Below are 25,726 nucleotides of genomic sequence, written 5' to 3' on the forward strand. Positions count from 1 at the left end.
GTTGTGAGACGGATTCTTCTTTTTAAATTTTATACTCGAAAATAAAGATTTTCTTAATGTCCGGGTGCAGGCTGAGATAGACGGGTGCATTTTTCGCGGTATTCTCAATAAATTCTTTTTCTTCCGGAGAATAGGAATGAGGAAACTTAAATACACAGAAAATTTCACCAATTCTTCTTGGCTCAAAATACATTGTTTTTTTCAGCTCGCAAGTTGCGCCGGTAATGTCGATATTTCTGTCTTTGCCCAAAACAACAAGTGAAGCAAACACACTCTCTGCCAATGCTGTTGCAAAAATATCTGTCGGAGAAAAGTGCTCTCTCACAGTAAAATCATTGGAAGGAACATAGGTTGAGAAAACTTCACCAGAGGCTTCGTGTACAGATTCGATTTTAGATTCGCCTAAGTAAGTTGTTTTTGAAGTCATAATTAATTGTTTTTTCTGTAATAAAATTACAGCATTTTTTTGATATTAAAAATTATTTGCTTGCAAAACTATTAAAATATGATATAAATATGTTTTGATTCATTAAAATCAAAAATGGAAAATGTCTTTTGCCATATTATAAGCACTTTCAAAATGAAGAAGATTCTGATGGATATCTAATTTTTCGGACTGCATAAAAGTAAACACCCTTTCTGTAGGCATATTTCCCACTAAATCATCCTTTGCCATTGGACAGCCGCCCATTCCTTTTATCGCGCTGTCAAATCTTCTACATCCTCCGTCATAAGCAGCTTTCAGTTTGATGTAAGAATCCTCATATCGATTATGAAAATGCGCTCCAAAATTAATGCTGGCATATTTAGCTGGAATTTTATTAAACAAGTGTGAAATTCTTTCCACATCGCCAACGCCGGTTGTGTCAGATAAAAGAATACTTTTGATTCCAATTTCCTCAAAACGTTTTGCCCAAAAGTCCACATCCTCCCATTTCCAACTTTCACCGTAAGGATTTCCAAAAGCCATGGAGAAATAGAGGTTTAATTGTCTACCTTCAGATTTTGTAAGTTCTAAGATATTTACCACTTCTGTGAAAGCTTCTTCACGGCTTTTGTTTGTGTTTCTATGCTGGAATGTTTCAGAAATTGAAAAAGGAAACCCTAGAATATCAACTTGATCGTGACTCAAAGCTTTTTCAGCACCACGGATGTTGGCTACCACTACGGAAAGTTTTGTGTTGGAAAGTGATTTGTCAATTTCATCTACCACAATTCCGGAATCAGCCATTTGAGGCATCGTTTTCGGATTCACAAAGCTTCCACAATCCAAGACATCAAAACGCACTTCCATCAATCGGTTGATGTAGTCAATTTTTTTTTGCGTCGGGATAAACTCTCCCCAGCCTTGCATAGCGTCTCGCGGGCATTCGGTTAAGAACATTTGTATCGATTTTATAATTATTTGGGCAGCTTTATCCGCCTTCCGTTCCCGCTTTTTTCTTTTTAAATAAAAAGAAAAAGAGCTCCACTCAAGTCGGGCTGCAGTGATTCGAAGTTCCAATAATACTCATCCGCGCTCGCTTCGCTCGCGCATAAAAACATTCAATGCTTTGATAATTCACAATATATGAATCATCAGATATTATTTGTCGTTCACTGCATAAATATATAACTTTGCGGAGATATAGCAAATTATATGGAAAACATCCAATTAGACGGTATTTGGAGAGAAAAACTCCTTAATAGATTTATTACTTACATCAAGATATTTTCTACCAGCGACGCAGAAAGTGAGACCACTCCTTCTACAGAAAGGCAGTGGGATATCGCTAATTATCTGTACAAAGAATTGCAGGATTTAGGATTGGAAGATGTCAGCATTGATGAAAAAGGATACGTTTTTGGATTTATTCCTTCTAACAAAGAGGAAGAAGTTCCACAAGTTGGGTTTATTGCGCATTATGATTCTTCTCCGGATTTCAATGGGGAGAATGTGAATCCACAGATCTGGGAAAACTATGATGGCGAAGATTTATTACTAAACAAAGAAACTGGATTCACTTTGTCATCAACTAAATTTGAATCTTTAAAAAAATACATCGGACAAACCATCATCACAACAGATGGAACAACATTGTTAAGTGCGGATGATAAAGCTGGTGTCGCAGAAATTGTAACAGCAGCAGAATTCCTTTTGGCTAATCCACAAATCAAGCACGGCAGAATTTCTATCGGATTCAATCCGGATGAAGAGATTGGAAGAGGCGCACATCATTTCGATGTTGAGAAGTTCGGAGCAGAATGGGCTTATACAATGGACGGAGGCGAAATCGGGGAGTTGGAGTATGAAAACTTCAATGCAGCCGGAGCTGTGGTGAAAATCCATGGATTATCCGTTCACCCGGGTTATTCTTACGGGAAAATGCTGAATGCAGGATTGGTCGCATCAGAATTTATCAATTCACTTCCAGCTAATGAAACGCCAGCAACTACGAAAGGTTTTGATGGATTTTTCCATCTGACAGATTTCGAAGGTGATGTTTCAGAAGCTAAACTTCAATACATCATCCGTGACCATGATGATCAAAAGTTTGAAGATAGAAAGAAACTGATTGCTGAAAAAGTTGAAGAAATCAACATAAAATATGGTGAGAAAACTGCTGAGATTGAAATCAAGCAGCAGTATCTCAATATGAAAAAGCAATTCGAAGGCAAGATGCATATCGTTGATATTGCAGAACAAGCGATGAGAGATTCCGGAATCGAACCGAAAATAAAAGCGATTAGAGGTGGAACAGATGGCGCGCAATTATCTTATATGGGATTACCATGCCCAAATATCTTTGCAGGTGGACATAACTTCCACGGACCTTACGAATTTGTACCATTGGAAAGTATGTTAGCTGCTGTAAAAGTAATTGCTAATATTGCTCAATCGGTAAAATAATTTAATTTTAATTCAAATCAATTCTGAATGACAATCAAAGAAAAACAACAAGAATTAATAGAAGAATTCACCTTTCTGGACGATTGGGAGCAGAAGTATGAATATATCATAGACCTTGGGAAAGAGTTAGAAGGTCTTCCAGAGGACAAAAAAACAGATGAAAATCTAATCCGAGGTTGCCAGTCCAAAGTTTGGATTGATGCAGAATTTACAGATGGAAAATTATTTTTCAATGCGGATTCTGACGGGATTTTGCCAAAGGGAATTGTTTCGCTTTTGGTGAGAATCTATAGTGGTCATTCTACACAGGAGATTTTGGATTCTGATTTTGATTTTATCTCTGAAATTGGCTTGCAAGAATTTTTGTCTCCCTCAAGAGCCAATGGCTTGATGGCAATGACGAAACAAATCAAATTTTACGCAGTGGCGTTCCAACTAAAGAAGTAGGTGAAGAGAATTCTGGCATATCGTTTTTCTGCATTCGGAGATGTGGCGATGACAGTCCCTGTCTGCGTAGAGTTTCTGGAGCAAAATCCTGATGTAGAAATTATATTTGTGAGCAGAGATAATTTCAAAGACCTTTTTGATAAACATCCTAGGCTGAAATTCTATGGAATTAATTTAGATGATTATAAAGGTGTTTTCGGCATCAGAAAACTGACAAAACAATTAATCAAACAATTTAATCCGGATTACGTTGCGGATCTTCACGATGTGATCAGAACCAAGATGCTTAATTCCATCTTCATCCGGCACGGCTACAAAGTCTTCCAGATTGATAAAGGAAAAATTGAAAAGGAAAAACTGACAGATATCTGGAATCTTGATAAATTTCCTTTGAAAAGAACGGTAGAACGTTATGCCGATGTTTTCAGAAGGATGGGCTTTCAAGTAAATCTTTCCCACAAGCTTAGAACTCTATCTGACAATAAAAAAGATATAGGTTTTGCACCTTTTGCGCAGCATAAAGGTAAGATGATGCCGGAAGAAAAATCTTTTGAACTTGCAAGGATCCTTGCTAAAACTCATAGAGTTTATTTTTTTGGTGGCGGAAAAGAAGAGAATGATATTCTCACAAAGTGGGAAAAACAAATTCCAAATACGCATAGCTTGTCCGGAAAGCTAAAACTAACAGAAGAACTTCAAAAGATCTCCGAACTGGAACTGATGATTTCTATGGATTCCGCAAATATGCATCTCGCCAGCCTAATGGGAACCAGATGTATTTCCGTTTGGGGATCTACACATCATTATGCAGGATTTCTTGGCTATGGACAGGATGAAAATGATATTGTTCACGTTAAAGATCTGTCTTGCAGACCGTGTTCGGTTTTTGGCGACAAAGAATGTTTCCGTGGCGATTATGCCTGTCTAGAAGAACTGGATATTCAGAAAATCATAGACAAAATATGATGCTGAGTGTCTGTATTCCGGTTTATAATTTTGATGTGACGGAATTGATCACCGATATTCGTAGTCAAATCAATACAGATGATCTTGATGCGGAAATTATCTTTATAGATGATGCTTCACAAGAAGAGATGCGTCAGAGAAATGAAATTGTTAAAAGCCTTACCGATCATTATATACTACTTGAAAAAAATATAGGACGTTCAAAAATCCGTAATTTATTTTTAAAATATTCCAAGTCTGATTATTTATTGTTTTTAGATTGCGATGGGAAAATTATTACCAAAGAATTCATAAAAAACTATATCAACTTCATCAATGATCATCATCCCGATGTAGTTTATGGTGGAAGAATAGTAAATGAAAGTAAGCCGGATTTGCGTTATGGGTTGCGATGGAAATTTGCAATAGAAAGAGAGAATCTGCCGGTAGATGTTAGAAAAAAATCGCCTTATCGTGATTTTCAAACCAATAATTTTATCGTTCGAAAATCAGTATTAGAAAACCATCCTTTTGATGGATCCATCGTGCAATATGGTTATGAAGATCTTATTTTTGCTAAGGATCTTTATAAAGCTAAGATTAAAATAGAACATATAGACAATCCTATATATAACAATGATGTAGAAACGAATGAGGTTTTCTTAAAGAAAGCAGATCAATCTGCAAAAAGCCTTGCTCATCTGATTGAGACGGATTTGGATGTAAGAAATAGTTCTAACATTAAGCTTGCAAAAGCCTATGCTCTATTAAAGAAAACTGGCGGAATTCTTATTTATAAAATGTTTTACAAAATTATGAAACCATTCATAATCCGAAAGTTACTAAGTGGAAAAGCTGAACTTAAGACGTTAGACCTTTATAAGTTGGGACAACTTATTGATTATATCAGTAAGAGCTGATAGTTTCGTAATCTTTGGTTAATTCCAGCCTTATATTAGCAATGTTCAATTTTGTTACAATTTGCAAAATTATATAACCTATCAGCATTCCAAAAGTGTTCAGAAAAACATCATCTACATCTGCCGTTCCTCTTGCTGTGTAATATTGAGTAAGTTCAATTGCGCAGATCCAAGTAATAAAGAGAAACGCTAAAAGTGGCAGTTTGGTTAGTCGTTTATCTAAAATACCAAGCCATCCGTATGGTATAAATACAATAATATTTCCTACGATGTTTACCATAAAAGTCTCAGAAAAAAACTGATGATAGTTTAGGAAATATTTAATACTCTGAAACGGATTTAGTTGCAGAAAACCAAACTCGGGATGCCTAGCGCAACCATAAAACATCATATAAACTAGAAATATAGTATAGACGGAAAGCAAAACTGCATAATATCTTTTCATAGGTCCTTTTAAATAGATTTACAAAAGGAAAATTCAGATCATAGAAACTTTTTTTTAATCGTTCTAACGAATCAAATATCTGTCCGTAGACTCAAGATTAAACGTATGATTGTTTTTTTTATAAAAAGTTTAACGTTTTAGGAAACGGAGAATAAAAAAATTAAGGAATTTTTAAGAAAAGTGGGCGATACAGGATTCGAACCAGTGACCTCTGCGATGTCAACGCAACGCTCTAAACCAACTGAGCTAATCGCCCTTTTGTGAAAATTGATATAAAAAAATCTCCCAATATTTTGGGAGATTTTGTGGGTCCTGAGGGATTCGAACCCCCGACCCTCTGGGTGTAAACCAGATGCTCTGAACCAACTGAGCTAAGAACCCGAATTTTTTGAAAAGGTTTCGTTCCTTTTTTGTGGGTCCTGAGGGATTCGAACCCCCGACCCTCTGGGTGTAAACCAGATGCTCTGAACCAACTGAGCTAAGAACCCTCTAATTCTCTTTTAGAGTGGTGCAAATATACAACTTATTACAATATTCACAAATTTTTTTCTAAAAAATCTCCCACTACAAAGTTGCTTCCGCCTATAAAAATCATTTCATTTTTTTTACAATTCTGTTTTGCAGCAACATAGCCTTCCTGAACAGAGTCGAAAATTTTATAATTTAATTTAGATTTTTTCAATAAGTTGTCATAATCTTCCGGATGCCTCCCTCTTCCCACGCTTGGTTTTACAAAATAGAACTGAGCTTCCGAAGGTAACATTGGAATCACATCATCGATTTTTTTATCATTGACGAATCCTAAGATGATATGTTTTGATTGAGCGTATTCATTCAGTTGCTTGAATACTTCTTCCAATCCTGCTTGATTGTGTGCTGTATCACAAATTGTCAACGGATTTTTTGAAAATTCAAACCAACGGCCGATGAAGTTTGTGTTTTGATGAACATTCAGAAGTCCTGATTTTACATTATCATTAGAAATATTAATTGCTTGATTCCTCAATTCATTAACCAAAGCCAAAACTACCCGGATATTTTTCTTCTGATAATTTCCTTTTAAATCTGAAACTAAATCTGTTTTAATAGCAGTTGCATCGATATAATCCGCGTTAATTTCGAAGGCTTTTTGTTTAATAATTTCTTTTACAACAGGATTTTCGTCACCGGAAATTATTGTAATATTTTCCTTTACAATTCCCGCTTTTTCTTTTGCGATTTCTTCGATTATGTTTCCCAAAATATTCTGATGGTCCAACTGAACATTTGTAATGGCTGAAACCAAAGGTTTGATGATGTTTGTCGAATCCAATCGGCCGCCCAAACCCACTTCGATAATTGCAAAATCAACTTTTTGCTGATAAAAATATTCGAAAGCCATTATCGTCGTGAATTCAAAAAAAGAAGGACGAATATCTTCCGGCAAATGTTTCAGTTTTTGGATGAAATCGTAAACAAATTGTTGGTCACAATTTTTTCCATTGATTTTGATTCTTTCTGTAAAATCAATCAAATGCGGCGAATTGTAAAGTCCGATTTTATAACCAGATTCTTGAAGAACCGAAGCCAACATATTGCTTGTAGAGCCTTTTCCGTTGGTTCCTCCAATGTGGATGGTTTTGATTTTATCTTGTGGATTCCCGAAAAAATCACACAATTTTTTAATGTTGTCAAGTCCTGGTTTGTAGGCCTTTTGCCCGTCAATCTGATAATTCGGAGCCTGAACAAAAAGCCAATCTACGGCTTCCTGATAGTCTTTTGGAGTCATAGTATGAAGTGAAATACAAATTTAAGATAACAAAAAGAATTCTATGTAAAATGTTGAAAAATTTCTGTTTGGGTAGAAAGGTGAAAAAATTGGCAAAACTGCGCCCCGGATGAAACGGCATGTTTGAGCTCTTTTTATTTTTTTTGCGGAGGAAAGCGTGGGAAAAAATAAAAAAGCGAGTAGTGAAAGCCGGAAATGGCGCCCAAATAAGTTAAAAAACAATCGTATAAGTTCCCTGAGAAATATTCTGTGATTTTTTGGCTTTCACATATTGTTTTGTCCAAATCACAGCAGCCGTGATATTGCACGCATCTTTGATTCCGCTGCTTCTTCCAGCACTGGTTACATTTCCAGCTTTATCAACCGTGATGAACATTACCAACTTACCTTTGGTTTTGCAATTGTGCGGAGGAAGTTTTCCAGCTTTTCCCATCGTTCCCGGAATGAAACCTGTAAGAATTCTGTCTTTCCCGATTTTAGTGATTTTATCATCTTTAGAATCAGAATCTATCACTCTGAGCGGAGTCGAAGAGTCGTCTTTTTTTGCAAGTTTCTTATCTTCTTTCTCCGTTTTTGGTGCGTCCTTCTTTTCTTCTTTTACTGCGGGCGTTTCTTTTGCTAGAGCCACCGTGTCTGGCGGTAAAACTTCAACGTCTGGCACATATATTTCCGGTTTTACGATAGAATCTGCTTTGGGTTCTTCAATCGGTTTTGGAGTTTCTACAATAACAGGTTTTGTTTGTTCAGAAGCTTTGTAATAAAGAGAATTGAACGAAAATAAAAGCACAAAAAATAACAATGCAACTACATAAAAGGCAATTGGCAATCCGGATAATTTTTTTGTTCTTCTTTGGAATTCCATCTTAAGAAGGTTTGTTGATGATGTCTAAAAACTCATTGGTGTGATACTGAATTTTCATCAATAGATAATCAATTTTTCCAACCAAAATGTTATGAAAAATATAAGACAAAAATCCAACGATAAGACCAACAGCCGAAGGTGCTAAAGCTTCATAGAAATTGGCAGCTAAAAGATTTTGAGCGACAACAGTATCGGTTTTTGATAAAGTTCCGAAAGTTGAGGCCAAAATCAAAACACCGCCAAGAAGTCCCAACATCGGCGCTGCGCCGGACAGTGTTGCCAAATAATTGATATTTTTTTCAGCTTTGTTCAGTTCTATTTGAGCGTGGGTTTCCATTGCGTTGGCAATTTCGCTCACAGGTCTTCCCAATCTGGAAAGTCCTTTTTCTACACTTCGGGATTCTGGCGAATTATCCCTTCTGCAAAAATCTACTGCAGATTGTATTCTGCCATCGTTCAGAAGGTCGTTTACGTTTTTCAGAAGATAAGGGTCAACTTGATTTTCTCTGTTGAGTGCGTATAATTTCTGTCCAAAAAAAACAATGGCTGCAATTCCCGAAAATATAAGGATGATGATAAGAGAAACGCTCAGTAAGCCTCCACCAAAAAGGAATTCCCAAATAGAAATATTTTGATTTGCCATAGTTTTGTCTGTTATTTTATAGTTTCAAATTTATGAATTAGTTGATGATTAATCCGAATAGATTATGAAGGAATTTACGAAAAATGGTTATTAATAGGAATTTTAAAAAGTGATCTTATAAGTTCCTTTGGACGAGACATTTGCAGATTCTGCTTTCACGTATTGTTTTACCCAACTTATTGCGGTGTTTACCACGCAAGGGTCAGACACTCCACTTAATCGTCTAGCAGAAGTGACTTTTCCGGATTTGTCTACCGTGTAAGAAATGGTGATGCTGCCGCTTGCAGAACAGTCGTGGTTGGGTTGCGCGCCGCCTCGTCCCATCGTTCCTGGGATGAATCCGGTTAATTTCCTATCAATTCCGATTAAGCTATTTCCATCGCCATCTCCGCCAAGTGGGTCACCATAATTTCCCGGTCCTATTCCGTTTCCTTGAGAGCCGGATTTTGTTCCTCGTCCTTTCAATAGATTTCCGATTGCGGCATTCCCTTTCCCATCTCCAGTTGCATTTTCTTTTTTGATGTCGCCTTTTACGACAGACTTACCAGTTGTATTTTTGGTTGAGTTGGCTGCAGTGTTGTTAGGGTTGGGTTTATCTGTTGATTTTTTGGCAGTTACGGGCTGTTTTTTTATCCTGGTTGGTGTAGGAACTACATTGTCAGGAATATCTTTATCAACTTTTTCTTTAGAGATTTTGACCGTTTCTGTAATGATATCTTTTTCCTCTTTTTTATCAATAATCGGAGCGGGACTTCCTGCTTCTTCCTTTGGCTCATCTACGCCATTTCCATTTCGGTTATCGCCGTAGTTAATGCGCATTTCCGTAAGTTCCACAGGAATGATCCTTTCACTATTTACGGCCGTTTTTTTGGGAGCTTTGATGACATTTGCAGGAATAAAGAAAATAATCAGAAAAATAAACATCCCGACTACAAGTGCTTTAGTCAGCGTATATTCGTAATGTTTACGGAATTCGTAAGCACCATAAGCTTTATGCCGGTCTTCAAAAACGATATCATCCAAATCCTGATACATCCCAATCAAGTATTTTCGTTATAATTAGTTTTATAACGAATCGTAAATATAATTATTATTTTTTGGATACGGATTAATCGTCTACTTCGATGTCGTCCTGACGAAAGTTACACTTGAGCTTAAAAGGAATAGGCTCTTCGGATCCTGTGTAAAAATCCGTAATATTACCTTTCCAGCAAAGCTCCAGCTCATTTTTATCGTTTTTCGAAAAGCTCAGATCATTATCATAGAGAAAAGCTTCATCATCGTCATAGAGGTCAACTTCTGTGTAAGTGTCTTCTTCTGTGTCTTCTACAAGAAAAGTTTTTCCTTCCAGTTCAGATTCCGCTATTGGGAACTCGGAAATGTTAAGCGATAATTGGGGAAATTGGTATTGTAAGGAATCGTCATCCACATGTTCCAGAGAATCATCCGTGATGATTTCTACTTCCAAGAAATTCTGGGCATTAAGATAAACGGATTTGCAATAGGTGTTTCTGATAAAATATTTCAGAGTTTCTTCCGGATGATAGATCTTTAATATTCCTTTCATTATAAGGATATTGAGTTTTTGATAATTTAAATTGTGCTTAACAAAGATAAAAATTTGGTTGAATTTGAAAAATTTTTGTGGGTTATTTTTATTAATAGTTTTAAGAAAGAAAAATTATAGAATTAGTATAACTTATTAATTGTTGTGCTGGTGGATGGAAGCCGAAAATGCATTTTAAATCTTATCTTTACAATATCAAATCTATATTGAATGACGCATCTGTGTAAAATTATATGTGTAACCATCTTGGCTTATTGCTTCTTTTCTTGCAAAAAAGATGATTCTCCTGTAATGAAAACGACCATAAGTTCAGCCACTTCTGAACTCGATTCTATCGCATCTAATTATTATGAGGAATATTTGAAATTTTACCCTTTGGAAGCTACTTCGCAGGGTGACGATAGGTATAATGACATGCTTCCGGATAATCTCAGCCAGGATTTCATCAAAAAAGAAATTGCTTTCTATAATTCGGTGTATAATCGGCTTAAGTCAATTGATTATAATAATCTGGATGATGATCATAAAGTAGTTTATGATGTTCTAGAATACACATTGATAGACAAGCAGGAGCGTTATGCTTATCATCCAGAATATATTCCTTTCACACAGTTTGATGGTTTACCCTTGACTTTTCCAATGTTGGGAAGTGGAACAGGAATTCAGCCTTTTAGAACCGAAAAAGATTATGAAAATTGGTTGAAAAGAATTGATGAATTCCCAATTTGGATGGATTCTGCAATTGAGAATTTTAGATTAGGAATCAAAAATAATACGGTACTTCCAAAATCATTAGTCCTAAAAATGATTCCACAGATGAAAGCTGGAGAAATCACGACTTTCGAAATCGATAAGAATATTTTTTACGGTCCCATAAAAAACCTTCCAAAAGATTTCAAACCGGTGACTGCTAACAAATATGCCAAGCTTTACCAAGATGCTATCAAGAATAAGTTGATTCCTGCCTATCTCAAAATGGCTGATTTTTTAGAAAAAGAATATTTGCCAAAAGCTAGAACGACAGATGGTTATGATGCATTGCCAAATGGTAGTAATGTTTATGCTTATTATGTCAAAAGCTGGACTACAACAGATAAAACACCGGATGACATCCATAAAACCGGATTGGAAGAAGTCGCACGAATCCGTAAAGAAATGGAAAAAGTGAAAGCACAAGTTGGTTTTAAAGGTTCTTTGGAAGAATTTCTGAATGATGTGAAAACCGACCCTAAAGCAATGCCTTATAAAACTTCGACAGAAGTATTGGCAGGCTTCCAATCAATTTTGGATAAAATCACTCCGAAGTTGAAAACGATGTTCAACGTAACACCAAAAACACCTTTCGAAATTCGTCAGACAGAAAAATACCGTGAAGCGAGTGTCAGTGCAGAGTATATCCAAGGAAGTGCCGATGGAAAACGTCCAGGGATTTTTTATATGCCGATTCCTGACCCAACAAAATTCAACGTGACATCCGGAATGGAGTCTCTTTTCCTGCACGAAGCGATTCCCGGACATCATTATCAGATTTCTTTGCAACAGGAAAATACTAAATTACCAAAGTTTATGAGATTCGGTTGGATTGGTGCTTACGGTGAAGGTTGGGCTTTGTATTGCGAATCCTTAGGTTCAGAGTTTGGGCTTTATACAGATCCTTATCAAAAAATGGGTTCTTTGAGTGATGAGATGTTGAGAGCAGTTCGTCTTGTTATTGATACAGGAATCCACACAGGACAAATGTCTCGCGAAGAAGCGATTAAATATTTCTTAAGCAATATCGCTTATGACGAAGCTAGTGCAATAGCAGAAGTGGAGCGATATATGGCTTTGCCTGGGCAAGCTTTGAGTTACAAAACCGGAGCAATGAAAATCAGAGAATTAAGAAATAAGTACCAAAATGAGCAAGGCAAGAAATTTAATCTGGCTTCTTTCCACGATGGAGTTTTGAGCCAAGGTTGCCTTCCTCTGGAAGTTTTGGAAAGAAAAATGAATCTTTGGTCGAAAGGTGTGAAGCAATGAGCAGGCATATCAAAAGAAGACTAAGGCAAACTAAATATATCTTTTATCAGGAAACGCTTGTTGATTTCAAAGACCATTTTTGGTCGTTTCTAGGCGCTTTTTTCGGAATCGGAATGATTGCTTTTTTACAGTCTCAACATTTTTCGGAGATTGAAAATGTTTTTCTAATTGGTTCATTTGGTGCGTCTAGTGTTTTGATTTATGGCGCTGTTAATAGTCCTTTAGCTCAACCAAGAAATCTGATTGGCGGACACGTTTTGTCTGCTTTGGTAGGTGTTACAGTATTTAAATTTTTACCAGAAATTCTTTGGCTGAATACTTCTATTGCTGTTGCCTCTTCGATTGTAGTGATGCAGATTACAAAAACAATGCATCCGCCAGGTGGTGCAACCGCTTTGATTGCAGTTCTTCCGTCAGATAAAATTCAGGAATTGGGATATTGGTATGCTTTGTCGCCGGTTTTGAGTGGTGCTTTGATTTTATTAATTGTAGCCTTGATTTTCAATAATATTCCGAAAGGTCGAAAATATCCGCATCACATCAAGCAAACCAAATATTACCATATGAGGAGAATGCTGAAGAATAAAGATTAAGTTTTTTCTGGAAACAAAAGCTTCGGAATAAAATCGTTTTCCTTGTTACCTCTCGCCGGCGAATATTCTCGTCCGTAAAAGATAATTTGAAGATGCAATTTGTTCCAGACACTTTCGTCCCAAATTTTTTTCGCATCACGTTCGGTTTCGAGAACATTTTTCCCTGAGGTTAATTTCCATTGCGTCATCAATCTATGAATATGTGTATCAACGGGAAACGCAGGAAAACCGAATCCCTGACTCATCACCACAGAAGCTGTTTTGTGTCCAACACCGGCCAGACTTTCCAATTCTTCATAAGTTTGTGGGACTACAGAATTGAATTTTTCCACCAAGACTTCTGCCATTTTTTTAAGGTTTTTAGCTTTGGAATTGGCAAGTCCGATTTCTTTGATGAGTTCCTTGATTTCTTCCACGCTCAGCTTAGCCATTTTCTCAGGCGTGTCCGCGACAGCAAAAAGTTTTGGTGTAATTTGGTTCACTTTTTTGTCCGTCGTTTGGGCAGAGAGTGCGACTGCAACCATCAGCGTATAAGCATCTTTATGGTCTAGAGGAATCGGAACTTCGGGATATAATTTTTCTAATTCTTCCTGAACAATCTGCGCTCTTTGCTTTTTCGTCATATTGATGCTAAATTTGTATCAACAAAAATAAAAATTATGCTGAAGCTTGGCGATTCTTTACCGGAATTTGTTGGAACAAATCAAAACGGAGAACAAATCGATTCTCAAAAACTGAAAGGCAAAAAATTAGTTGTTTTCTTTTATCCAAAAGCAAGCACGCCAGGTTGTACGGCGGAAGCTTGTAATCTGAGAGATAATTATTCGGTTTTGAAGAAGAAAGGTTATCAATTATTAGGAGTGAGTGCAGATTCTGTGAAGCGTCAGAAAAACTTCAGTGATAACAATGAGTTGCCATTTGATATCATAGCCGATGAGAATCACGATATCATTGGCAAATTCGGAGTTTGGCAGTTGAAGAAATTTATGGGAAGAGAGTTTATGGGAATCGTGAGAACGACTTTTGTTTTTGATGAAAACGGAATTTGTACTCAGGTGATTGATAAAGTTAAGACCAAAGACCACGCTGCGCAGATTTTGGAATAAGTTTGATTTTATAAATAATGTTTTATTAAGCTTCTGAGAGTTTTTATCTTCCAGATTAAGCACGAATACGAGTTGAATTACAAGAAAAAACTAAATTTGTAAAAACTACAAAAATGCCAAAAATATCATTTGAAGCTTGGAAGAATAGTATGTCATTTATGATTGACGACGATTTTGATAATAACTTTTTACTATCAATCGAGCCATTAACAAATTATATCAATGCCAACTGTAATCGTTTTTCAAGTCCTGAAGAATTATCAATCTTTTTAACAGAGGTAGATAATTTTTCTCCAGTAGTGAAATTGAAAGCTTTTGTTTCTTTAATAGGTCTTTCAGAAGAAAGACTTAAAAGAGTAGTTTCTCTTTTAAGATATCGTTTTAATGGAGAAGAATTTAGAACAGAATGGGATGTCAAAAGAATTAGTAGAACTATTCAAAATGATGTAGAATTTCGAGTTCTGCTAATTGATTTTTTTATAAATGGTAGAAATTCAAGAATCGGAGCTGAAATTCCTCTTTATTATATGCGAAATTTTAAACTTAATGAAGTTGACTTCATTGAAGATTTAAGAGGCTATAAATATGTTGAAAGAATTTTAAACGATAATGAAATTCAAGACAAGTATTCAAACAAAGTAGGGGCTCACGTTGAAAAGATTATACAGTCGAGACTTGACACTTACAAAATCAATATTAATTCCTCGTTGACATACGAACTTCAAAAAGAATTTCCTCTTCTAAACAAAAATATAGATTTTCTAATACCTAGTGTTGATGCGCCAATTATTTTAATTGAATCTTCTTATAATATAACTACTGGAAGTGGTCAGTCAAAAAGAGCTGACCAACTTGTAGAATTCTATGGTGCTTTAATGCGACATAATGCCAATCATCGAGCGAATAAAATTATTATGCTGAATTACTGTGATGGTTTTGGATGGGTTGGAAGACAGAATGATTTGCATAGAATTTATGATGCAAGTGATTTTGTATTTAATCAACGAAATCTCAATGTACTTGATGAAGTTTTGAATGAATATTATCCAATGTCATAAATTCCAAATTTCTAGTTTCTATTATTCTTGAGACAACAAATTCGACCACAGGTACAGCAACCGTATTTCCTAACAAGTCAAAAGCATCGTATTCTTTTGTTGGAATTTCGTACCATTCGGGATAGCCAAACAAACGTAAACCCTCACGAATAGTTAATCTACGCAAACCGTTTCCGTCTGGAACGGCTAATCGAGAAACATCAGTAGCTACTAAAGTCGGAGCAATGTCTTTTGGGTCAAGAACTTTATTTACTTCAAAACTCAATTTTCCAGTTACGATGTTGTAACCTTTCGGTTTGGTTTCATCATATTCACGAGAAGTTGCAACGCCATTTTCAGTTTGAATTTTTATCAACTTTTTCGGATGTTCTAATTTCAAATATCCTTTTGAAGTCAAATCGTCTAACAAAGTTTTCAATTCCTTTTTTGGTAAGTCAATAAACGTATTGATTTGTTCTAAAGTCAAAGCCATTCCATCCATCCAATCAATGCCGATTTCTTCTGCCCATTGTTTTTTTCGTCTTTGTTTGAACAATTGGTTTAGGATTTCTGCTTGTTGTTTAGACACACTACCTTTTATTTCAATATCCCAACTATGGATATTATTGTCGCCACCACGTTTGTCTTTTATGGATTTTCCGTACAAATCTTCCAATGAAAAATGAGACAAAAGTTTATCAATAAAATCTGATTTCAATGTTGGCAACCCTTTTTCTAAAACACTTTCCAACGCTTTAAATCGTGGTTCGTTTCCATCCAAATCAATTTTTTCATCTTTTGTGCCGACAATAAAAATTCTTTTGCGAGATTGAGGCAAACCAAATTCCAAACTATCAAAAACTTTCCAGCTTGTTTTGTAACCCAAATCATTTTCAAGGGTATGCAAAATCGTTTTTAGTGTTCTGCCTATTTTGTCATTCTTATTTTCTAAATCGTGTTTTACCAAACCTTCCACATTTTCGAGAATGAAGCCGTAAGGTTTTTTATCTCTCAAAATGCGTTCGATTTCAAAAAACAAAGTTCCTCTTGTATCCAAAAAGCCTTGGCGTTTTCCACCTGCACTAAAAGGCTGACAGGGAAAACCACCCAATAAAAAATCAAAATCGGGAATAAATTCATTTCGGATTTCAAAAATATCGCCGGCCAAAAATTCGTGCCCAAAATTGTGTTTAAGCGTTTTTACGGCATAGGGTTTTATTTCCGATGTCATTACACATTCGGTTTCCATTCCAGCATCTTTAAACGCTTTTTCAAAACCTAAACGTATACCGCCAAGCCCAGCGAATAAATCAATAAATTTTACAGTATTGCTCTTCATTTTTTGGAAGTTTTATAAGTTTCGTTTGGTTCGGCAACCATCAATAATTGACTTTCATAATCTTCAATCTCTAACTTATGACAACCAATAACGGTAAGACATTGTAACAAAAAAGTTGCACTAAAACTACCACGACTAATTTTACTGTCGATACTTGCTTTTGTTTCTTCAATGCCAATATCGTTCAGCAATCCAACCAAATCCGCATTGGTAAAACCACGTTTGACCATTTCTGACTTTAGAAGTCGCTTTGCTTTATCATCCCAGTTTGACATAATCAAGAAGATTTATTTTGCAATATTCGACAATAATTATCATATTTGCAAATAAAATAGCAAATATAAAAAAACGTAACAGATGTAATTGTTTTGCATTAATCGCTTTTAAATTTCATTAAAAATATTTAAAAGGAAATGCTAATCTCAGTGAAAAAATTAAAAATAATGAATACGATTGCTAATTACTTGATATAGTATTTTACCTAATCGGAATCCAAATCTCTTCTTCCGCAGAATCATCATTCGGATTATAATCGTCTCCAAAAATTTCAAAATGAGGTCTGTTGTCAACCTCAAACTGATTTTCTGGAATGGAATTTTGGAAAATATATCTGAAAAGTTCCGGTCCATTTTCCGCTTTTCCTTTGTAATTAAAAACCATATATTTTCCACTTGCTAATTCGAAGGTTTCAAAATCATTAGGATTATTATCGAAATCAGAAACTTCCACCAAAGCATATTTTCTGAAAGTTTGATTTGGTGTAAAATTCTCAGGATAGATTTGAAGCGAGAATAATTGATTGGAAATTCGGTTAACAATTTCATTTCTTCTCATCATAAATTTCTTCCAGGCAATTTGTGTTTTATCATCCTGAAAAGAAGTTGTAATGCTGAACCCAATTAATTTCTTCGGTGCCATGATTGCAATGCGATAAGGTATTTCACATCTAGTTTTCATAATACATCAGCTCAACATCATCCTCGGGAATGGTCACCATTTTTTGAAACTTCAATCCTAATTTTTCGATTAATTTTTGAGACGAGAAATTATCTTTCGTTGTAATCGCTGAGATTTTATGAACCCCGAAATCTGTAGCGGCAACTTCTTTCAGTTTATTGGCAGACTCATAAGCGTAGCCTTTTCCTTCATATTTTTCGAGAAAAGAAAAACCGATATCGAGGACATCGAGACCTTCTCTTTCAAAAATCCCGACTGCACCAATTTTGTATGGTCCTCTTTCAGAATCACAACATAATTTCCGAATCCCAATTTTTCGATTTGCGGAATAAATCGACTCGTGATGTAATTTTCTGCATCTTTTTTCGTGCGGAGATTCCGGTCACCAATGTATTGGATAAATGATGGCATATTGTACAATTCGAGGAAAAAATCTGCGTCTTGTACTTCGGCAGGTTTTAAAATCAGTCTGTCGGTTTCGTAGCTGTTCATTCATCAAAAATATAAATTTTAAGGTACGATAACTGTAAAAACGTAAGCAAAAAGATTCACTAATAATACAACGCCATATAAAACATTGGTCTTTCCTCTGTTCAATGAAAGCATTACCGTGTAAAGCGATAATCCGAGCAGGATCATAGATTTCGTATCTAGCCCTAAAACCAAGGGCAAATCAAAAATAATACAAACTACGGCTACGCAAGGAATCGTGAGACCAATGCTTGCCAAGGCAGAGCCAAGCGCCAGATTAAGACTCGTCTGGAATTGGTTTCTTCGGGCAGCTTTTATGGCAGCCAATCCTTCCGGAAGTAATACAACAGCTGCAATGATAACGCCGACAAGTGATTCTGGAGCGCCAAAGCTCTGAACGACATTTTCAATCTGCGGAGAAAGAGATTTGGCCAAAAATACGACAACGCCCAAACAGAGAATTAAAAATAATAAACTAATGAAACTGGTGAGGTTGGAAGGCGGTTCTGCGTGCGTATCTTCATCACCGTCGGGAAGAAAATAGTTCCTGTGACGGACGGTTTGAACCATTAAAAAAGTGCCGTAAATGACAAGCGAAGCTACTGAGAAAAAAATGAGTTGAGAATTATTGAAAGAAGGCGTTATCTCGCTGGTAGTATAATTTGGTAAGATTAAAGTCATCACCACAATGGCGACCAAGCCTATTAAAGCCATATTTCCGGAGGACCGTGCAAAAAACTGTTCTTTGAATTTTACACCGCCAACCAGCAGGCAGGCGCCAAGTATCCCATTCAGGATTAGCATTATCGCAGCGAAAACCGTATCTCTTGGTAGTGTTGCAGCCTGGTTTCCGCCGGCCATCATCAGTGAAACAATGAGTCCAACTTCCAGAACAGTTATACAAATGGCGAGAATAATGGTGCCGAATGGTTCGCCTACTTTATGGGCAACAACTTCTGCGTGATGAACTGCCGAGAGGACAGCCGCAATTAGTAATAAACCTCCTAATGCTGCCATAAGCGGACTGTCATCCGTGACACCAAGCAAATAATAGAGCAATGATAAAATCGGGAAAATATGGGACCAATGAAATAGTGATTTTAAATTCATAGAAAATGATTTCTCTAATTTACAAAAAAATACTGAAAACGGTTTACGGAGATTTGAGCAACAAAAAAGCCACCAAAACTTGATGGCTTTCAATATGTTAATGATAAATTATTTTACCAAAGTCAACTCGCTGATAAGTCTAGTTGCACCGGCATATTTGTCGATAATCCAAAGTACATAACGAACATCCACATTGATGGTTCTCTGCAATTTTGGTTCGAACACGATATCGCCGCTCAAAGCTTCGCTGTTTCCATCGAACGCTAGACCAATCAAATGACCGTTTCCATCGATGATTGGTGAACCAGAGTTACCGCCTGTGATGTCATTATTAGACAAAAAGTTAATTGGCATAAATCCACCTTTCTTATCCGCATATTGACCGTAATCTTTTTTCTTAGCAAGATCCAGAACTTTCTGAGGCAGGTCAAACTCTTCGTCACCTTTTTTGTATTTGGCAACCATTCCGTTGATATCGGTGTAATAGTTTTCCTTGATGCCTTTATAGTTTCTGTCCGCTCTTTCAGGCAATGTTTCGATTGTTCCGTAAGTTAATCTCATTGTAGAGTTAGCATCCGGATAGAATTTTTTCTCTGGTTGCGCTTTTCTAAGTCCATCTAAGAATAATCTACTATTTTTAGCGAAGTTTTCGTCAACTTTAGAATATTTCTCGATACCTAATTTTTGGTCTTCAATAATTCCGTTGGCGAATTGTCTCAGTTTATCTGCATCGATTTTCAATCTGTCAGGATTGTTGATAAAAGCCAAAGCTGATTTTTTGTTAGCAAAAACAGATGCGTAAGCCATTGTTGAAAGATTGTTTACATCAGCAGCCAAAATAGTTGGGGAAGCAAATTCTTTCGCAACTCTTGTTTTGTAAAGAGAGGTCAAGGCTACTAGCATATCGCCTTCAACGTTGTCGTGAAAACCATCATAAGCTTTTTCAACGGCATCCAGAACTTTTTGTTTCATCGCAGCTTTTCCGGCATCGTCTTGGTCAGCATACGTTTTGAAAAGACTGCCTAATTGATACGCTGTAGCAATATAATGGGCGTTTCTTTGTAAAATCCCTCCATAATTTCTCTCTACATTTCTTCCGGAAACTTGCTCGTAATAAGCTTTGATTTCTGGTAAAACACCGTAATAAGTCTGCTCATTTGGAGACTGAGCTGCCCACTGATTGTAAGTCTGCTCTAGTTTTTGTTTCTCAGCAACAGTTCCGTTTTTCTTTACGGCATCAATAGTTCCCTGTCTGTTTTTCCAGTAATTGGCAACACTTGCGTACTGAGAAGCATAATCCAACTGAGTAGCTTTGTCCTTATCCATATACTTCTTCATCACATCCATTGCAACTTTCGAAGCTTCTACCCAAGCCGGATAATCTTTGTCAACCATCTGTTCGATTCCGAAAGATGTCAAATAACGGTTGGTTCTTCCAGGATATCCAAGAATCATTGTGAAATCTCCTGGCTTGTAACCTTTAAGAGAAACTGGTAAATGATGTTTTGGCTTCAAAGGAACGTTGGTTTCAGAATATTCTCCCGGATTTCCATTAGCATCTGCATAAGCACGGAAAACAGTGAAATCTGCAGTGTGTCTTGGCCATTCCCAATTATCTGTATCACCACCAAATTTCCCTAATGATGAAGGCGGAGCGCCAACTAAACGGATGTCTTTATAATCTTGATATACAAAATAATAGAACTCATTGCCATTAAAGAAATCTTTTACAACAACAGTGTATTTTCCGTTTTCGGAGTTTTCTGTTTGGATAGCTTTGTATTCTGCGTCAATAACAGCTTTTCTGTCTGCTGCGGACATATTGTTATTCAGTTTTGCATTGATTCTTGCAGAAACGTCATCCATTCTTACCAAAAATCTTACATATAAACCTTTCGCATTGAATTCCTCATTCGGTTTCATTGCCCAGAAGCCGTTCTTCAGATAATCTTTTTCAGGCGTTGAAGCTGCTGCAACAGCATCGTAACCACAATGGTGATTGGTAAAAATCAAACCTTGGTTAGAAACGATCTCACCTGTACAGAAACCACCAAAACTTACGATGGCATCTTTCAAACTGGAGTTGTTTACAGAATAAATTTCTTCCGGCGTAAGGTGCAGGCCTTCTTTCTGCATATCCACTCCGTTCAGACGTTTTACGAGCATCAGAAGCCACATCCCTTCGTCAGCTCTCATTTGTGCATAACCCAAAATAAGGGTTAATGCTAAAAATATTTTTTTCATTGAGAATATTATTTTGTGGGCTAATTTAATGATTATTTAATTCTTAATGGTATGAAATTAGTTTTTAAATCTCAAGAAACATTTTTAATTTAAAATCAAAAAAATTAGACTTATGAAAAGAAGTGCAAAAGCAGTCTGGAAAGGCACAGTAAAAGACGGATACGGCGTTTTAACGACTCAAAGTACAACGCTGAATGATACACAATACTCATTCAAAAGCCGTTTCGAAGAAGGTGTGGGAACCAATCCAGAAGAATTATTGGCAGCAGCTCACGCCGGTTGTTTTACAATGAAAACTTCGGCTTTGTTGACAGAAGCTGGTTATATTCCAGAATCTTTAGAGACAGATTGTAAAATCTCTTTTGTTGACGGAAAAATCGCGTTATCTGAACTGACACTGACTGCAAAAGTCCCTGCAATCTCAGAAGATGATTTTCAAAAAATCGCAAATGACGCCAAAGACAATTGTCCTGTAAGTCAAGCTTTCAGTTTTGATAAATCGTTGACTGCAACACTTTTGAGTTAACTGGCTTTATCGCAAAGTCGTAAAAAAAACTTTGAAAATCGACACACATAAATTCGCAAATTATAAATTTTATTTGCGAATTTTTTAAGGTTAACTTAATTGCAAATCTTGCGACTTTGCGTTACACGAAAAATAATAAACCAAAGAATATCTTTGGTTTTTTTGTTCAAAAATAGTATCTTGTCAGAATCAGAAAATTATCAATTTTAAATGTTAGAAAAGAAAGAACATCAGTATGAAAGAGCGGTTTTGGTTGGCCTTGCCACCCAAAATCAGGACGAAAGCAAGCTGAAAGAATATATGGACGAGCTGGAGTTTCTGGCTTTCACAGCAGGCGCAACGGTAGATAAGAGATTTACCCAAAAGCTCACACAACCGGATTCCAAAACCTTCGTGGGAAGCGGAAAAGCCTTGGAAATCAAAGGGTACGTTAAAGAAAACGGAATCGGAACTGTGATTTTTGATGACGAATTATCGCCTTCCCAATTGAAAAATCTGGAACGTGAAATGGAAGTCAAAATCTTGGACAGAACTAATTTGATTCTCGATATTTTTGCCCAAAGAGCGCAGACTTCTTACGCGAGAACTCAGGTAGAATTAGCTCAATACCAATATCTTCTTCCTAGATTAACCAGAATGTGGACCCACCTGGAACGTCAAAAAGGTGGAATCGGGATGCGTGGTCCTGGGGAAACGGAAATCGAAACCGACAGAAGGATTATCCGTGACCGAATTACCTTGCTGAAAGACAAACTGAAAACCATCGATAAACAGATGTCCACCCAAAGACAAAACCGTGGAAAAATGGTGCGCGTTTCTCTCGTTGGGTACACCAATGTTGGAAAATCAACCTTGATGAATGCGTTGTCCAAATCGGAGGTTTTTGCTGAAAATAAGTTGTTTGCAACCTTAGACACAACTGTTAGAAAGGTGGTGATTGGCAATCTTCCATTTCTTTTGACGGATACAGTTGGATTCATTAGAAAATTACCAACACAATTGGTAGAATCTTTCAAATCGACGTTGGATGAGGTTCGTGAAGCGGATTTGCTGATTCACGTTGTTGATATTTCGCATGAAAGTTTTGAAGATCATATTGCCTCTGTCAATCAGATTCTTCAGGAAATTGATGCGCATCAGAAACCGATGATTATGGTTTTCAATAAGATTGACGATTTCAGTTACGAGAAAAAAGATGAAGATGATTTGACACCTTCGTCCAAAAAGAATATTTCACTGGAAGAGTGGAAAAAAACATGGATGGCAAAATCCAAAAATCCGACAGTTTTCATCTCTGCTTTGACCAAGGAAAACTTCCCGGAAATGAAGAGAATGATTTATGACGAGGTTCATAAAATCCACATCTCTCGTTTTCCTTATAATGATTTCTTGTTCGAATATTTCGATGATGAGGAAAATTAATATGAAAATTTTAAAAGCATAGTTGAAAAACTAACAACCATCAACCAAAAACCATCAACTAAATAAATGGAGTTATATTACTCATTTTCAGTTCTTATCGTCTTAGCGTCTTTGTTTGCTTATATCAATTATCGGGTGCTCAAATTACCAAGTACCATTGGAATAATGGTCATTGCGATTATCGTATCGGTAACTTTGGTAGCGTCGGGCGATAATTTTTTACCGAAGACAACCACGCATTTAACAAAATTGGTAAACAACTTTGATTTTACCGAAGTTCTGATGGGCGCAATGCTGAATTTTCTGCTTTTTGCAGGAGGAATCCACGTCAATATCAAGGATTTGAAAGAGCAGTTCGGGCCGGTTGTTATTTTTTCTACTGTTGGTGTGATTATTTCAACTTTTGCCGTTGGTTTCGGGACTTATTATTTGCTGCCGTTAGCTGGCGTTCAGATGCCATTGATTTATTGTATGGTTTTTGGGGCATTAATTTCCCCGACTGACCCTGTTGCGGTTCTCAGTATTTTGAAGCAGGCGAATGTATCTAAATCTCTGGAAACCAAAGTTGCAGGCGAGTCTCTGTTCAATGACGGTATGGCGGTCGTGGTTTTTACTGTTGTTCTTCAATTAGCCATCGGAAAAGACATTGATTTGAATGTTGAAAATATCGGGTTGCTTTTACTTCGTGAGGCTGGCGGCGGATTGCTTTTAGGCGTTCTTCTCGGTTATTCGGCTTCCAGAGCAATGCGAGTTGTGGATGATTATATTATTTCCGTACTCATCACATTGTCAGTTGTTATGGGTGGTTATTTGATTGCTCACGAGATGCATATTTCTGCACCTTTGGCAATGGTTGCTGCCGGATTGTTTATGGGGAATTTTAGTGAGAGTTTCAAAATGAAATCCGAAACGCAGGATTATCTCATCAAATTCTGGGAGCTGATTGACGAGATTATGAATGCGATTCTATTCTTATTTATTGGTTTTGAATTACTGTTAATCAAGGATTTAAATGAATATCTCATTGCTGGCGGTATCTGTGTAATGATTGTTCTGCTTGCGCGTTGGGTAGCGATTTTTATTCCGACCAAATTTATGGCATTCAAATACCGATTCAGTCCGCAGACGGTCAAAGTTTTGGTTTGGGGCGGCATCCGCGGAGGCGTTTCCATTGCTTTGGCACTATCCATTCCAGTCAATGAATACAGTCAGATTATCATTAGCATTACCTATTGTGTGGTGGTATTTTCCATTATCGTTCAGGGATTGACCATTGCGAAAGTGGCAAATCCTAAAAAGATTGCGACAGAAGAGAAAATAATGGAAATTTCCGAAGAGAAATGAATCAATCTATTGTCTCAGAGATAAAGACAGCGCTCCAGGAACTTTCAATTCCAGGAAAAGCTGAAATTATGCAAACTTTTTTCAAAACCGGAAAAGGAGAATATGGAGAAGGCGATGTTTTTATTGGCGTTACTGTTCCAGACCAAAGAAGCGTTGCAAAGGAATTTTACAACAAGATTTCTCTTGAAGAACTTAGCGAATTATTGTCTTCAGAAATTCACGAACATCGTTTGACGGCTTTGCTGATGTTGGTTTACAAATTTGAGAAGACTAAAGATAAAATTCAACAAAAAGAAATAGTGGATTTTTATCTGACTCATACAAAATACATCAACAATTGGGATTTGGTGGACACATCTTGTTATAAAATTTTAGGTCGATATTGTTTTGAAAATCAGAATTCTAAATTATTAGAAAAGTTGTCGAATTCCAAAAATATGTGGGAAATGCGAATGGCAATTGTCGGAACAACGCATCACATCAAAAACGGACAATTCGACTTGACTAAAATTTTCGCCTTGAAAAATCTTAATCACCCACACGATCTGATGCACAAAGCCAACGGCTGGCTTCTCCGCGAAATGGAAAAGATAAACGAAATCGAATTATTGGATTTCCTCAATCTTCATTATAAAGAAATGCCGAGAACTTGTCTCCGGTATGCGATTGAGAAATTGGAAGAAGAAGTAAGACAAAATTATCTTAAAGGAAGAATATAAATGGATTATATTAGACCAGTCATCCACTATTTTCTACATTTTTGTTTTCCATTGGTTTTGGCCTACATCTTTTTCAGGAAAGACTGGAAAAAGGCTTATTTCATTATGCTTGGAACGATGTTGGTAGATGCAGATCATTTGCTTAGCACACCGATTTTTGCGCCAGACAGAAGTAGTATCAATTTTCATCCGCTTCATACCTATTGGGCGATTGGTATTTATTTTCTGCTGTTATTTTTCAGAGGTGTTCCAAGAATTATTGGCGTTGGTTTGCTTTTTCATATGCTGACGGATTGGATAGATTTCCAGTTACATAATCTTGGATTTTAAACGATATACCTGTTGTGCATTT

The 25,726-nt window shown here is 36.5% G+C and carries 29 protein-coding genes and 3 tRNA genes; 13 read left to right on the forward strand and 19 right to left on the reverse strand.

Annotated elements, in window-relative coordinates; all coding sequences use genetic code 11:
- Positions 1–22: 22 nt before the first annotated feature.
- Together EGH73_RS12235 and EGH73_RS12240 are read right to left on the reverse strand one after the other, a co-directional pair.
- Complete coding sequence (locus EGH73_RS12235) at positions 23–427, reverse strand: OsmC family protein (RefSeq protein ID WP_123282084.1); 405 nt, start codon at positions 425–427, stop codon at positions 23–25.
- 108 nt (positions 428–535) lie between these two features.
- On the reverse strand, positions 536–1,384 hold the full coding sequence (locus EGH73_RS12240) for a beta/alpha barrel domain-containing protein (protein ID WP_123282104.1): 849 nt from the start codon (positions 1,382–1,384) through the stop codon (positions 536–538).
- A 255-nt stretch (positions 1,385–1,639) separates the two neighbouring features.
- Here EGH73_RS12240 and pepT point away from each other — a divergent pair, with 255 nt between their 5' ends.
- Genes pepT through EGH73_RS12260 form a run of 4 tightly spaced genes read left to right on the forward strand, consistent with a single transcriptional unit; the run spans position 1,640 to position 5,202 of the window.
- Positions 1,640–2,890, forward strand: coding sequence for a peptidase T (gene pepT, locus EGH73_RS12245; RefSeq protein WP_123282085.1), 1,251 nt, complete (start codon positions 1,640–1,642; stop codon positions 2,888–2,890).
- A 27-nt stretch (positions 2,891–2,917) separates the two neighbouring features.
- Positions 2,918–3,337 (forward strand): SufE family protein, encoded by a 420-nt coding sequence (locus EGH73_RS12250; RefSeq protein WP_089768128.1) that lies wholly within the window; start codon positions 2,918–2,920, stop codon positions 3,335–3,337.
- Positions 3,338–4,303 carry a glycosyltransferase family 9 protein gene (locus EGH73_RS12255; RefSeq protein ID WP_245985526.1) on the forward strand — a complete coding sequence of 322 codons (966 nt, stop codon included), beginning with the start codon at positions 3,338–3,340 and terminating at the stop codon, positions 4,301–4,303.
- Entirely contained in the window at positions 4,300–5,202 is a 903-nt protein-coding gene (locus EGH73_RS12260) for a glycosyltransferase family 2 protein (protein ID WP_123282086.1), read from the forward strand. Before EGH73_RS12255 ends, EGH73_RS12260 begins: the two co-directional genes overlap by 4 nt.
- Here EGH73_RS12260 and EGH73_RS12265 read toward each other — a convergent pair.
- From EGH73_RS12265 to EGH73_RS12305, 9 genes are all read right to left on the reverse strand, one after another.
- Complete coding sequence (locus tag EGH73_RS12265; RefSeq protein WP_123282087.1) at positions 5,189–5,647, reverse strand: VanZ family protein; 459 nt, start codon at positions 5,645–5,647, stop codon at positions 5,189–5,191. The genes EGH73_RS12260 and EGH73_RS12265 overlap by 14 nt on opposite strands.
- A gap of 181 nt (positions 5,648–5,828) precedes the next feature.
- Positions 5,829–5,903, reverse strand: a tRNA-Val gene (locus EGH73_RS12270).
- A 50-nt stretch (positions 5,904–5,953) separates the two neighbouring features.
- Positions 5,954–6,028 (reverse strand) — tRNA-Val (locus EGH73_RS12275).
- 32 nt (positions 6,029–6,060) lie between these two features.
- Positions 6,061–6,135, reverse strand: a tRNA-Val gene (locus tag EGH73_RS12280).
- A gap of 47 nt (positions 6,136–6,182) precedes the next feature.
- Positions 6,183–7,415, reverse strand: a complete 1,233-nt coding sequence (locus tag EGH73_RS12285) for a bifunctional folylpolyglutamate synthase/dihydrofolate synthase (protein ID WP_123282088.1) — start codon at positions 7,413–7,415, stop codon at positions 6,183–6,185.
- Between the two features lie 211 nt (positions 7,416–7,626).
- Positions 7,627–8,277: a hypothetical protein gene (locus EGH73_RS12290; protein ID WP_123282089.1), complete on the reverse strand. Its 651-nt coding sequence runs from the start codon at positions 8,275–8,277 to the stop codon at positions 7,627–7,629.
- Between the two features lies 1 nt (position 8,278).
- Positions 8,279–8,920 (reverse strand): MotA/TolQ/ExbB proton channel family protein, encoded by a 642-nt coding sequence (locus EGH73_RS12295; protein WP_123282090.1) that lies wholly within the window; start codon positions 8,918–8,920, stop codon positions 8,279–8,281.
- Between the two features lie 102 nt (positions 8,921–9,022).
- Complete coding sequence (locus tag EGH73_RS12300) at positions 9,023–9,955, reverse strand: ferric siderophore ABC transporter substrate-binding protein (RefSeq protein ID WP_245985528.1); 933 nt, start codon at positions 9,953–9,955, stop codon at positions 9,023–9,025.
- Between the two features lie 73 nt (positions 9,956–10,028).
- Positions 10,029–10,487, reverse strand: a complete 459-nt coding sequence (locus tag EGH73_RS12305) for a hypothetical protein (protein ID WP_123282091.1) — start codon at positions 10,485–10,487, stop codon at positions 10,029–10,031.
- Between the two features lie 210 nt (positions 10,488–10,697).
- Between EGH73_RS12305 and EGH73_RS12310 the strand changes: the two genes are divergently transcribed.
- Positions 10,698–12,506 (forward strand): DUF885 domain-containing protein, encoded by a 1,809-nt coding sequence (locus EGH73_RS12310; protein WP_123282092.1) that lies wholly within the window; start codon positions 10,698–10,700, stop codon positions 12,504–12,506.
- Positions 12,503–13,099, forward strand: coding sequence for an HPP family protein (locus tag EGH73_RS12315; RefSeq protein WP_123282093.1), 597 nt, complete (start codon positions 12,503–12,505; stop codon positions 13,097–13,099). Before EGH73_RS12310 ends, EGH73_RS12315 begins: the two co-directional genes overlap by 4 nt.
- Here the strand turns inward: EGH73_RS12315 and nth are convergent.
- A complete protein-coding gene (gene nth / locus EGH73_RS12320; protein ID WP_123282094.1) occupies positions 13,096–13,722 on the reverse strand; it encodes an endonuclease III in 627 nt (208 codons plus the stop codon). The two genes, EGH73_RS12315 and nth, sit on opposite strands and share 4 nt — an antisense overlap.
- Positions 13,723–13,758: 36 nt before the next feature.
- Between nth and bcp the strand changes: the two genes are divergently transcribed.
- Positions 13,759–14,205, forward strand: a complete 447-nt coding sequence (bcp, locus tag EGH73_RS12325) for a thioredoxin-dependent thiol peroxidase (protein ID WP_123282095.1) — start codon at positions 13,759–13,761, stop codon at positions 14,203–14,205.
- A 113-nt stretch (positions 14,206–14,318) separates the two neighbouring features.
- The gene (locus EGH73_RS12330) at positions 14,319–15,263 is read left to right on the forward strand and encodes a DpnII family type II restriction endonuclease (RefSeq protein ID WP_123282096.1); all 945 of its coding nucleotides are present in this window, start codon (positions 14,319–14,321) and stop codon (positions 15,261–15,263) included.
- On the opposite strand, the gene dcm is transcribed toward EGH73_RS12330, so the two are convergent.
- From dcm to EGH73_RS12360, 7 genes are all read right to left on the reverse strand, one after another.
- Positions 15,217–16,581, reverse strand: coding sequence for a DNA (cytosine-5-)-methyltransferase (gene dcm, locus EGH73_RS12335; protein WP_123282097.1), 1,365 nt, complete (start codon positions 16,579–16,581; stop codon positions 15,217–15,219). The genes EGH73_RS12330 and dcm overlap by 47 nt on opposite strands.
- Positions 16,578–16,856: a DUF6471 domain-containing protein gene (locus EGH73_RS12340; RefSeq protein WP_123282098.1), complete on the reverse strand. Its 279-nt coding sequence runs from the start codon at positions 16,854–16,856 to the stop codon at positions 16,578–16,580. The genes dcm and EGH73_RS12340 overlap by 4 nt, the downstream gene beginning before the upstream one ends.
- 202 nt (positions 16,857–17,058) lie before the next feature.
- Positions 17,059–17,538 (reverse strand): GyrI-like domain-containing protein, encoded by a 480-nt coding sequence (locus EGH73_RS12345; RefSeq protein WP_123282099.1) that lies wholly within the window; start codon positions 17,536–17,538, stop codon positions 17,059–17,061.
- Complete coding sequence (locus tag EGH73_RS14360) at positions 17,528–17,803, reverse strand: GNAT family N-acetyltransferase (RefSeq protein WP_317124646.1); 276 nt, start codon at positions 17,801–17,803, stop codon at positions 17,528–17,530. Before EGH73_RS14360 ends, EGH73_RS12345 begins: the two co-directional genes overlap by 11 nt.
- Positions 17,689–18,030: a GNAT family N-acetyltransferase gene (locus EGH73_RS12350; RefSeq protein WP_317124645.1), complete on the reverse strand. Its 342-nt coding sequence runs from the start codon at positions 18,028–18,030 to the stop codon at positions 17,689–17,691. The genes EGH73_RS14360 and EGH73_RS12350 overlap by 115 nt, the downstream gene beginning before the upstream one ends.
- An 18-nt stretch (positions 18,031–18,048) precedes the next feature.
- A complete protein-coding gene (locus tag EGH73_RS12355; protein ID WP_089768149.1) occupies positions 18,049–19,119 on the reverse strand; it encodes a calcium:proton antiporter in 1,071 nt (356 codons plus the stop codon).
- 108 nt (positions 19,120–19,227) lie between these two features.
- Positions 19,228–21,363 carry a S46 family peptidase gene (locus tag EGH73_RS12360; RefSeq protein WP_123282100.1) on the reverse strand — a complete coding sequence of 712 codons (2,136 nt, stop codon included), beginning with the start codon at positions 21,361–21,363 and terminating at the stop codon, positions 19,228–19,230.
- A 112-nt stretch (positions 21,364–21,475) separates the two neighbouring features.
- Here EGH73_RS12360 and EGH73_RS12365 point away from each other — a divergent pair, with 112 nt between their 5' ends.
- The 5 genes from EGH73_RS12365 to EGH73_RS12385 all read left to right on the forward strand — a co-directional run bounded on the left by EGH73_RS12365 (position 21,476) and on the right by EGH73_RS12385 (position 25,704).
- The gene (locus tag EGH73_RS12365) at positions 21,476–21,889 is read left to right on the forward strand and encodes an OsmC family protein (protein ID WP_123282101.1); all 414 of its coding nucleotides are present in this window, start codon (positions 21,476–21,478) and stop codon (positions 21,887–21,889) included.
- 210 nt (positions 21,890–22,099) lie between these two features.
- The gene (gene hflX, locus EGH73_RS12370; protein ID WP_123282102.1) at positions 22,100–23,311 is read left to right on the forward strand and encodes a GTPase HflX; all 1,212 of its coding nucleotides are present in this window, start codon (positions 22,100–22,102) and stop codon (positions 23,309–23,311) included.
- A gap of 66 nt (positions 23,312–23,377) precedes the next feature.
- Positions 23,378–24,655, forward strand: coding sequence for a cation:proton antiporter (locus EGH73_RS12375; protein WP_089770741.1), 1,278 nt, complete (start codon positions 23,378–23,380; stop codon positions 24,653–24,655).
- Positions 24,652–25,374: a DNA alkylation repair protein gene (locus EGH73_RS12380; RefSeq protein WP_123282103.1), complete on the forward strand. Its 723-nt coding sequence runs from the start codon at positions 24,652–24,654 to the stop codon at positions 25,372–25,374. Before EGH73_RS12375 ends, EGH73_RS12380 begins: the two co-directional genes overlap by 4 nt.
- The gene (locus tag EGH73_RS12385) at positions 25,375–25,704 is read left to right on the forward strand and encodes a DUF6122 family protein (RefSeq protein ID WP_089770739.1); all 330 of its coding nucleotides are present in this window, start codon (positions 25,375–25,377) and stop codon (positions 25,702–25,704) included.
- Positions 25,705–25,726: the final 22 nt, after the last annotated feature.

The organism is Epilithonimonas hominis, from assembly GCF_003730015.1.
Taxonomy (GTDB): Bacteria; Bacteroidota; Bacteroidia; order Flavobacteriales; family Weeksellaceae; genus Epilithonimonas; species Epilithonimonas hominis.